This window comes from Bacillus sp. DNRA2, from assembly GCF_012843265.1.
Taxonomy (GTDB): Bacteria; Bacillota; Bacilli; order Bacillales; family Cytobacillaceae; genus Bacillus_BU.
On the sequence record NZ_JABAIT010000033.1, the window covers coordinates 21,473 to 32,095 of the forward strand.

The window sequence follows — 10,623 nt, forward strand, 5'->3', positions numbered from 1 at the left end:
ATTCTTCCGTTAATTTTTTAAAACAAGTGAAATGAACATATAGCAGAGCCTATTAAAAGGTAATACCAACACAATTACACCATTAACACTTTATATATGCATTTAAAATAAAACAGTAATGTTAGTGTCTGTTCTAGCATTCTTATTATTCCTGTATTAAATAAAAAGCCCAATCACAATGATAGTGATTGAGCTTTCCAAAATATCCTAATGATCCCGATTCACAATATAATTCATCAAATGCTTTAAAAAGGCTGTATTTCGTGGGACCTTCTCCAATGCTTCAATAGCCAAACAATAGTGCTCCCACATTGCTTTTTTGGCACCGTCTTCACCAAGTATCGTCACAAAAGTAGAAGCATGGTTTGCCGCATCCTTGCCAACTGGTTTTCCAATTAAACTCTGCTCACCTTCAATATCAAGCAAATCATCCTTAATTTGAAAAGCAATTCCAGCATGTCGGGCAAATGCTTTTAATGCCTCCATCTCATTCTCGTCCACCTCTGCAAGAATAGCAGGCATAATTAGTGAGGCTTCAAAGGCAATACCCGTTTTATAAAAGCACATCTCATTCAGCTGTTCAAGCGTTAACAACTTCCCTTTTGCGTAAAGGTCCATTGCTTGACCGCGGCACATGTCACCAACTGTATGGGAAGAATAACGAATTAACTTTAACACTGTTTCTGGGGCAAAGCCTTGAAGTTCAGATTGCTCTTCAACTGCCTTTTGTGTTAAAAATAATCCTGTCAACTCAGCGATAGCGGGATTGTAGACCTTATGAAGAGTGGGGCGCCCGCGCCGAAATGATGCATTATCCTGAGCAGGCAAATCATCAAACACAAGCGAAGCAGTATGCATGTACTCCAATGATTTCAAAAGCGGGACGATTGCTGACTCATTTAAACCATACTCATCAATACCCATCACCCAAGTCATAATCGGTCTTAATCGTTTTCCATCACCTTCGAGGCTGTAGTTTGCTGCATCAATAATTGGCTCCTCTAGCAACGCTTCAGCATCAATCGGGTCAATTTTTAACATATGATTAATCCGAGCGCGAACAGTCTTTATTTTTTCAAAAAATTGTTCTTGCTCTGTGCTCTCTCGCTGTAAAATTGTAATCATCTCATCGCGTAACAATTTATCAAAAAATTCAACATCCACCGCCTTGTTGACCATACTTTGGATAAGATGTTCAAAGCTAGGATTTCCAGAGAAAAATATCTCCATAACCTCGTGATACTTCCCCGAGCCGTGGCGTGCTTTGAAACGCTTCAAGCCATTAATGGCCCGGTCCAAAATCACTTCACAAACCATTGAATCTGATTGATACACTTGATGGATTAAGAACGAAATTACCGACCAATATAATTCAAACGGATTGATTAGATCAGGGCGCTCTTGATGATAAGTTAAATAGTAAGTGTATGGGGTGACCGCGCCTGCTTCTAAATCTGCAAACATATCAGTAAAATCATCCGCTAGCTGATTATAAATTCCATAGGCAAAAGTGCGTTCCTCAAAGCCCGAATCCTCTGGAGCACTTAGCACCGAACGAGCAATTAATCGAGAAGCTGATGATTTTAGGATTATCGGGACATATAGCTCGGCATTGCTGTAATTTGGATTTGCTAATTGCTTGTTGCGGTCGACCTCCTGTGCTTGAAAAAAAACAAAGGCTTGCTCGAAAAATGAATCCCGCAACTCCTCATTCTGATGAGCCTTTATGTATTCAAACGCAGATTTAAGTTCACTGTGTATAAAGCCAAGTATGTCAGGATTCAACCCAGGCCACTCAGTAAGGCTTGGTACTGTGCGCGTAATGATAGCCTCACGAATAAGAGAAGAATATTGCTGCTTTTCATATTCATTTAATACTTTGGAATCTAGTAAATCATCAATAAAGGGGTAGGTAAGTCCATAGGCATATCCCAGTTGAATGGCTTCATTAAGCTTCTTTGTACGCTCATCAGCCGATAATTGATGATCCATTTCTTCGATGGCATGCATATAAACTCCACCAATAATTTTCATCAACTTGCGCTGAGCGTTCACTCCGTCCAGGCCTTCAGGCATTTCCTCAGCCACAGTCTTGAGCTTTCCCATTAACCATATAAAGGCTTTTTCAACTCCATCTTGCTGAGCCTTTCGATACAAGGACACCATGTTGAATGGTTCTTGGATGTAGCGGTTTTCCGATGTTGGGGATTGTGTCAATTGTTTTTTTAATTTAGAAGCCACCTGTCTAACTCTTAATTGAGTGTCGGGCGAGCTTAATGCCTTGCCCAAGTCTCGCATATACAAATAGGCAATGCTTCGTTCAAGATAAGCATCCAGCTTTCCGGTAAAGTTAAGCCACTGAATGTAATGCTGATAGTCCCTAGGGCTTGCTTCTTTTTTCCTTTTAGAAAAATAGGAAAGCAGTGAACTCGTTCGGAGATGATTCTGTTTCCATGAGTGGATATCTTTTGTTAAAGCCGGAACGTAGGATTTTTCTTGAACCTGACTGATTAGTAGCTGCAAATAATGCGCAGCCTTTTGCTCAGCAACCGTATAGCCTGTTTCGGTTTTGTTAATTAGCTCATCTATCATAAGAATCCCTCATTATCTTGTTTTCTCTTTCTCTATTTATTACGTATTCTTAGGATTCTATTATATTACATTTTTATAAAAAGGGTTTTCCAGATATACCGGAAAACCCTTTTCTTAATGGCTGTGTTATACATAATTGTTGATTTCCGCTACAGGCACTACGCGCACCTTAAGGGCTAGTTGGGAGCCTCCTCGGCGCATTCGCGCCTGCGGGGTCTCCCATACTAGCTACTCCTGCAGGTGTCTTCGTGCCTTCCGCTCCAATCAACTTGCGAAAAATCAAATTAAAATGTTAACACAGCCTTCTTAAAATTTATTAAGCTTTTAGTGTTCGCTTCAAGAACTCTCTTGTTCGCTCCTCGGTCGGATTGTTAAAGATTTGCTCCGGACTTCCTTCCTCGGCAATGACACCCTTGTCCATAAACACAACTCGGTCAGAAACCTCACGGGCAAATTCCATCTCATGGGTCACGATTAGCATCGTCAACCCAGCATCGGCTAATTCTTTCATAACTTTCAGCACCTCTCCGACCATTTCAGGGTCTAGTGCTGAGGTCGGTTCATCAAACAGCATTACATCTGGCTCCATCGACAAAGCTCTGGCAATCGCAACCCGTTGTTTTTGGCCCCCGGATAATTGCTTTGGTTTGGCGTTAACAAACCGCTCCATTCCCACTAGTGATAAATATTTCATTGCTACTTTTTCCGCTTCCTGTTTTGAGCGCTTTAGCACTTTCATTTGTCCTACGACACAATTATTTAACACATTATGATTGTTAAACAGGTTAAAGTGCTGGAACACCATCCCTAGGTTTTTGCGATACTCATATACATTATGTTTATCGTCTAAAATATTTTCACCCTTATAAATAATTTGTCCGCCACTCGGCTTTTCGAGGAGATTCACACAACGGAGCAATGTCGATTTTCCTGATCCTGAAGAACCAATAATACAGACAACCTCACCTTTACTAACCGAAAAATTGATATCCTTTAACACTTCATGTGCGCCAAACGACTTTTTCAACTGTTGAATCTCAATTACTTGTTCCATCTTGAACCCCTCCTTTACAAACGATTACCATCATGATTTTGACGGCGCAGAATATCCTCTGGTGTTTCCACCTGCATTTGATTTGCCATTAAAATATAATCGTCCGGACCATCGATTTTTCGTTCAATCCAACGAAGGATTCTCGTAACAGTAAACGTCATCACAAAGTAAAGCACGCAGGCTACAAAGAACGATTCAAAATATCTAAAGTTATTTCCTGCGATTGATTTCGTTTGGAAAAATAATTCCGATACAGAAATGACATTCAGAACTGACGTATCTTTAATATTAATAACAAACTCATTTCCCGTTGCTGGTAAAATATTTCTGATTACCTGTGGTAACACAACGTTAAACATTGTTTGAAAATGATTCATTCCAATCGCTTGGGCTGCTTCAAACTGACCTTTATCGATCGAGACAATTCCGCCACGGACGATTTCTGACATATAAGCTCCCGTATTAATCGAAACGATAAAGACAGCAGCATATAAGCGGTCCATATCGACTCCAAACGCTAACGCTGATCCATAATAAATAACCATTGCCTGAACAATCATTGGTGTGCCGCGGAAAAATTCGATATAAATAGATAAAATAGCATTAACAATTTTTAGCAAGATTTTCTTTAGTCCACGTTCAGGGACTGGAATGGTACGAATCACACCAATTAGCAATCCAATTAATGAACCAATGATGGTTCCAATGATTGAAATGACTAACGTTACACCAGCACCGCGCAAAAACATTGGCCAGTTTTCCGAAACGATTTGTATTACCCATTCTAAACTCATGTTTTCCTCCTATAACCACGAAACCGAATGCGTTTTGTTGCACCCGGTTTCGCTCATTTGATTATTTAGCTGCTGGTTGATTTTTAATCGCCTTATCCATAATTTCTTGGCGTTCTGTTTCTGAGATACCTGCGAGAATTTCATTGATTTTCTTCGTTAAATCACTATTTTTAGCAATACCGACTGCAATAGCTGTGTCGTCATCGGATGTTTCAAAGCCATCTTTAAATTCAACCATGGCAAAGTTGTCGTTAGCTGAAGAGGCACTAACACCTTCTGGTCGTTCAGATACATAACCATCAATGACCCCTGATTCAAGCGCAACGCGCATTGCCGGGAAGTTATCCATTGCAGGTTGCTTAGCTACCCCAGTGATTTGGTCGATGACTGAGTAGTGGAATGTATTCAATTGTGCGGTCACTTTAGCACCTTTGAAATCAGCTAATGACTTGGCATTTTCATATTTCCCACCTTTTTTTACAACCATGATTAAATCAGATTTATAGTAGTTATCTGAGAAATCAATGGTCTTTTTACGCTCTGCTGTTGGCGACATCCCTGCAATAATTGCATCAATTTTTCCAGAAGTTAACGCTGGCACTAGTCCATCCCATTCAGTTTTAACAATAACCAATTCTTTGCCTAAGCCGTCAGCTATTTTCTTAGCAATTTCAACATCATAACCACCTGCATATTCGGCACTGCCATCGATTTTCACACCGCCATTGGCATCTCCATTTTGCGTCCAGTTGAATGGTGCATACCCCGCTTCAAGCCCAACCTTAAACGTATTATCGTCTTTTTTATCAGATCCATTTGCGCCATCTGATGAGTCTTTTCCACCACACCCTGCTAGCAACAACATCGCTGCAAGTACGATTGTTAAAAATAAAAACAGTTTTCTTTTCATCATTTTTTCTCCCCCATTTAATAATGTTAATAGTTTTTTAAATTAATTAATTCAATTTTCTCACTTGTGTGTCAGGCATCAAAAAAGGACCTGAGATGTACTCAGGTCCTTAACGACAATTGTCAGTAGGCCAAGAATCACTCAACATTCCCTTCATGAGATAGCACAACTCAATAAACCGGGCAGTTTATTGAGACAGTCCTACAGTTTTTAACTGCAGGCCCAGCAAGTAATATTGAGAATATTACAAGCTTCGGCGACATTTCCTTCTCTCTAGCTTCATGGCCTCCTCAAGCTCCACTAAAGACTGTTAAATATCGCGCCTCTACCTCACTTGAAAAAAGTGAGGTTTTATTCAATTAAATCATATTAATATTTTAGAATAACAAAATATATCTGTCAACTCTACTCAGATGGTAATAAACGGAACCGTTAACAAGCCGGTCTAAACTTTAGACCAGTTTAATTTACTCTTCATTTTCTTGTTCCTTTATTGCCTTTTCATCGAGTTCCTCGGCTATTTCGGTCATAAAATTTGGCCTAGCACCCCTCACGATATTTCTTTGTTCTCTAGTAGGTTGTGTGAGGCGAGACCGTCGATACAACGTCATTAAGTAATAGGCTACAGCAAAGAACAATACCATCACCAAGCCTGAGACAAGCCCGACTTCTTGACCAGGAATAAACGGCATACAGATCAATACGACAATCATTGAAACTAAGGCGATCCAGGACGTATATGGGAATCCCGGCATTTGACATATTCCATCAGGAGGACAGCCGTGTCTACTCCGAAAGCGAATATGGCTAGCCATAATAACAGCGTACGTAAACAAAAGTGCAAATCCTCCAGTGGAGATTAACACAAGATATACCCGCGGGAACAACAGACCAAAGCCTAAACCCAGCAGCATAATCAATCCGGAAAATAAGATTCCACGATAAGGGACTTCACTTTCGTCCTTCAGCCAACTTGGGGCATGTCCATCATCGGTAAGCGACCTGATCATTCTACCCAACCCGAATATGGCTGCTAGCATCGCCGATAGAATAGCAAATATCAAAACAATATTAATGGCTTCACCAGCCCAGGCAATTCCCCACCGATTTAAGGAAGCAACCATCGGACTGGTACTTTCATCCAAAGATGCAGTTGGAATCAACGGGAGCAAAACAGCGGCATAGGCTACATACAAACCAACAAGTAGAATCACCGTATTCCTAATCGCTTTTGGAATGGTTTCGCGAGGATTTCTAGCTTCGGATGCTGCCAAACCAATAATTTCAAAGCCTGCATAAGCAAAAATAACTAAGAGCATGCTTCCAGCAACACCTTTAGCCCCGCCTGGTAGTAATGGCTCCCGTGAAAGCTCCCCTGCTCCAATTGCCGTTGCACCAGGAAAAAAGCCGACTATCAATGCAACCGCTGTTAAAATAAAGGCAATAATAGCAAAAATTTTCACTCCGGAAAGCGCACTCTCAAGCTTCCCTAACTTCTCTGCCCCAAGTAAGTTAACCAAGGTTACTCCTATTATTATGATGCTTCCCAAAAAACCAATCGAGACATTCGGGAACCAATCCTGCAGTAATATCGTAATGGCAGCTGCTTCACTAGAAACCGCTAATACGATTCCAGTCCAATAGAGCCACCCGACAATAAAACCCATCCCTTCCCCTAGTTCCCTAGCTGCAAATGTACTAAACGAACCGGAAGTTGGATTAGCAACCGTCATCTCTGATAAGGCATAGAGTATAAAATAGACTAGGATTCCCGATAAAATATAAGAAAGAATGACCGCAGGACCTGCCGCTCGAATCGCAACTGACGATCCTAAGAAGAAGGACCCGCCAATCACACTGCCTAACGCCATCATCGTAATATGCCAAGCCGTCATCCCTTTTTGTGTTTTTTCCATAATCGATTCTCCCAAGCAGATTTTTTTTCGTAAAATTAGTATTTGCACTGCTTGTCGAAAAGATTCTTATTGATTTTGTAGACAAAATAAAAAGGTAACTCCCCCAATTGAAATGGGATTGTTACCTTGAACATTACTCTTTTATACTACGTAGACAAAATAGCCGATAAACATAAGACAGAGAACATACATAATTGGATGAACTTCCTTCGTTTTATTCATCGCCATCATGCTAATTGGATATAAAATAAAGCCAAGTGCGATACCTGTTGCCACACTGTATGTTAACGGCATCATAATAATCGTTACAAAGCTCGGGATCACAATATCAAAATTACTCCAGTTGATGCGGCTAATTTCTGTTGCCATCAGCGCTCCCACAATGATTAATGCTGGCGCAGTAACCTCAGGAGTAACAATTGATAATACGGGGGAGAAAAATAGCGATACGATAAAGCAACCTGATATGACGAGTGATGTGAAACCAGTTCGACCACCGACAGCAATTCCTGCCGACGATTCAACAAAAGAAGCAGTAGTTGAGGTTCCCAAAATAGCACCTGCAATCGTTGACATTGAATCAGCAAGTAACGCTTTACCCGCATTAGGAATTTCATTATTTTTCATCAAACCAGCCTGACTTGCTACCGCAATTAACGCCCCCGCCGTATCAAAAAAGGCGACAAACAGGAAAGTAAAAATCACTGCCAAAATCTTTGGCGAAAAAATATCGTCTAAATGACTGAAAACAACACCGAAGGTTGGCTCAAGACTTGGTATTTTCCCGACGATTGCTTTAGGTGTTTCAATGATATTAAATATGACACCAATGATGGTCGAGATGACCATTCCATAAAAGATACCACCCTTAACTCCTCTATTCAAAAGAATAATCGTAATCACAAAACCAACGATTGCCAGAATGGTTGGAGCTGCTTTCAGATTTCCAATCGCCACAAACGTTGCTTCATTTCCGGTAACGATCCCTGCATTTTTTAAACCGATAAAAGCAACAAAAAAGCCAATTCCCCCAGCAATCGCATGCTTTAAATCCTGAGGAATAGTATTAATAATTTTTTCACGAATCTTTAAAAGACTTAAGATCATAAATAATACTCCGGCAATAAATACACCGGCTAACGCTGTTTCCCAAGGAATGTTCATCCCCATACAAACGGTAAAGGTAAAAAAGGCGTTAATTCCCATACTTGGTGCAATTCCGATAGGAAAGTTGGCAATTAAGCCAATTAATAGAGACCCAATGATTGCCGATAACGCTGTTGCCGTAAAAACTGCCCCTTTATCCATACCAGTTTGACTAAGGATAACCGGGTTAACAACAAGAATATAAGCCATTGATAAAAACGTTGTAATTCCAGCAATACTTTCGCGCTTATACGTTGTATTTCTTTCTGCAAATTGAAAATAATTCTTCATCCTTGTCCCTCGCCTCTTTATAAAATAAAAAACCCCCAGCAAAGCTGCCGGAGGTTCTGCAAAGGACAATGTTATCTTTAAAGTAATATACTTCAATTGTCCCTTGTAGACAGGCTATTTACGGCAGCCAGGTAGAAACGTTCAAGCCATATTCTTGAACTTATACAAGGTTATTATTATTTTAGAATAACATAAATAGTAACAAGGACCGTTTCCTTCGTCAATAACATTTGCCGTATTCAGCCTATTAAGTTTTTTCGAGAGAATCAAGCATTTCAAATAATTCCCGCAGAAATCCATGTTTGTGTTAGTCCCGATCCAATAACGCTGCACCAGCGATTCCGGGATGAGTCATCTCGTAAGGATCTAAAATCAAATTTAATTCCTCTTCTGTTAAAACGTCATACTTCAAGCATAATTCTCGAACGGATGCTCCAGTTAAAATGGCTTCACGAGCAATCCGCGCTGCCACATCATAACCAAGATGTGGATTGATTGCCGTAATGATACCTACACTTTTCTCAACATAATCTTTCAGCCGTTCTTCATTCGCTTTAATTCCTTTTATACAATGGTCGGTAAAAGTCCGGAACGCATTATTCATAATGCTAATTGACTGAAGTAGATTAAACACTAAAATAGGCTCCATGACATTTAATTCAAATTGTCCAGCTTCAGATGCCAGACAAATTGTATGATCATTACCTATTACTTGGAACGCAACTTGATTAATTAGCTCCGGCAAGACTGGGTTTACTTTTCCAGGCATGATGGATGAACCAGGCTGACGAGGAGGTAAACTAATTTCAGCTAAGCCAGCCCTTGGCCCAGATGCCATTAACCTTAAGTCGTTGGCAATTTTCGATAGGTTAATCATACAAACCTTCAGTGCTGCAGATACTTCAGTGTACGCATCAGTATTTTGTGTAGCATCGACTAAGTGCTCTGCTCCTTTTAACGGAAGTCCGCTAATTTCGGCAAGATGTTTCACCACTAATTTAATGTATTTTGGATCTGCATTTAGCCCTGTACCAACTGCGGTAGCCCCCATATTTATTTCAAATAAATATTGCCGTGAATGATTTATCCTGGTGATGTCCCTTTTAATCACTCGGCTGTACGCTTCAAATTCCTGTCCAAGCCGAATCGGCACCGCATCTTGAAGATGGGTTCGCCCCATCTTAATCACTGCATTGAATTCCTGTGCTTTTCCCTGAAAAACCTGATGCATATTCTCCATTGTTTCCAACAGTTTTTCTAATAGCTTTAGAACGGAAAGATGAATTGCAGTGGGGAAAACATCATTGGTCGACTGCGCCATGTTCACGTGGGTATTTGGACTACAATGATAGTAATCACCCTTCGCTTTGCCTTGTAATTCAATTGCCCGGTTGGCCAAAACCTCATTTACATTCATATTAAGTGATGTTCCTGCGCCACCTTGAATTGGGTCAACGATTACTTGATCAAGCCATTTCCCTTCAAGCATTTCGTCAGCAGCTTTTACGATCGCTTCGCCAATACCAGAATAAAGATGCTTAATTTCCATATTTGCCATTGCCGCAGCTTTTTTCACCATCACAACAGCCTTGATGAGTTCTTCATCAATTTGATACCCTGTTATCGGAAAATTTTCCACAGCCCGTAGTGTTTGAATTCCATAATATGCATCAACTGGTACTTCTTTTTCCCCTAAAAAATCCTTCTCAATGCGCATTTGACTTTTGTTATTTGTCATATTATTGTGCTCCTCTGTGATGAAAATTTGCTTTTACGTAACAATATTAACTAAAACAGGTTAATTAATGTAATGTATTTTTGAAAAAGAACAAAATCGCTAACGCGACTTAATACCCACGACCCAAGTGAAGGTTATTCACTTGGGTCTTTTCTCGCCTGGCGCATTGTTCCATTACAAAA

General features: G+C 40.3%; 7 protein-coding genes and 2 riboswitches. All 7 genes read right to left on the reverse strand.

Going from position 1 to position 10,623, the window contains the following annotated elements; all coding sequences use genetic code 11:
• Positions 1-207: 207 nt before the first annotated feature.
• Positions 208-2,592 carry a polyprenyl synthetase family protein gene (locus HHO41_RS19850; protein WP_169101977.1) on the reverse strand — a complete coding sequence of 795 codons (2,385 nt, stop codon included), beginning with the start codon at positions 2,590-2,592 and terminating at the stop codon, positions 208-210.
• A 316-nt stretch (positions 2,593-2,908) separates the two neighbouring features.
• Positions 2,909-3,646 carry an amino acid ABC transporter ATP-binding protein gene (locus tag HHO41_RS19855; protein WP_169101979.1) on the reverse strand — a complete coding sequence of 246 codons (738 nt, stop codon included), beginning with the start codon at positions 3,644-3,646 and terminating at the stop codon, positions 2,909-2,911.
• Positions 3,647-3,660: 14 nt separating this feature from the next.
• On the reverse strand, positions 3,661-4,440 hold the full coding sequence (locus HHO41_RS19860) for an amino acid ABC transporter permease (protein WP_169101981.1): 780 nt from the start codon (positions 4,438-4,440) through the stop codon (positions 3,661-3,663).
• Positions 4,441-4,501: 61 nt separating this feature from the next.
• Entirely contained in the window at positions 4,502-5,350 is an 849-nt protein-coding gene (locus tag HHO41_RS19865; RefSeq protein WP_169101993.1) for a transporter substrate-binding domain-containing protein, read from the reverse strand.
• A 153-nt stretch (positions 5,351-5,503) separates the two neighbouring features.
• A riboswitch (Lysine riboswitch) is annotated at positions 5,504-5,686 on the reverse strand.
• A gap of 131 nt (positions 5,687-5,817) precedes the next feature.
• Positions 5,818-7,266, reverse strand: coding sequence for an amino acid permease (locus HHO41_RS19870; RefSeq protein WP_169101983.1), 1,449 nt, complete (start codon positions 7,264-7,266; stop codon positions 5,818-5,820).
• Between the two features lie 141 nt (positions 7,267-7,407).
• Positions 7,408-8,703, reverse strand: coding sequence for an NCS2 family permease (locus HHO41_RS19875; protein WP_169101985.1), 1,296 nt, complete (start codon positions 8,701-8,703; stop codon positions 7,408-7,410).
• A gap of 86 nt (positions 8,704-8,789) precedes the next feature.
• Positions 8,790-8,891: riboswitch (purine riboswitch) on the reverse strand.
• Positions 8,892-9,010: 119 nt separating this feature from the next.
• Positions 9,011-10,441, reverse strand: coding sequence for an aspartate ammonia-lyase (gene aspA / locus HHO41_RS19880; RefSeq protein ID WP_169101986.1), 1,431 nt, complete (start codon positions 10,439-10,441; stop codon positions 9,011-9,013).
• Positions 10,442-10,623: the final 182 nt, after the last annotated feature.

Coding starts and splice junctions, on each gene's coding strand:
- HHO41_RS19855 (WP_169101979.1), bottom strand. CDS start 3,646: ATGGAACAAGTAATTGAGATTCAACAGTTGAAAAAGTCGTTTGGCGCA.
- HHO41_RS19850 (WP_169101977.1), bottom strand. CDS start 2,592: ATGATAGATGAGCTAATTAACAAAACCGAAACAGGCTATACGGTTGCT.
- aspA (WP_169101986.1), bottom strand. CDS start 10,441: ATGACAAATAACAAAAGTCAAATGCGCATTGAGAAGGATTTTTTAGGG.
- HHO41_RS19875 (WP_169101985.1), bottom strand. CDS start 8,703: ATGAAGAATTATTTTCAATTTGCAGAAAGAAATACAACGTATAAGCGC.
- HHO41_RS19860 (WP_169101981.1), bottom strand. CDS start 4,440: ATGAGTTTAGAATGGGTAATACAAATCGTTTCGGAAAACTGGCCAATG.
- HHO41_RS19870 (WP_169101983.1), bottom strand. CDS start 7,266: ATGGAAAAAACACAAAAAGGGATGACGGCTTGGCATATTACGATGATG.
- HHO41_RS19865 (WP_169101993.1), bottom strand. CDS start 5,350: ATGAAAAGAAAACTGTTTTTATTTTTAACAATCGTACTTGCAGCGATG.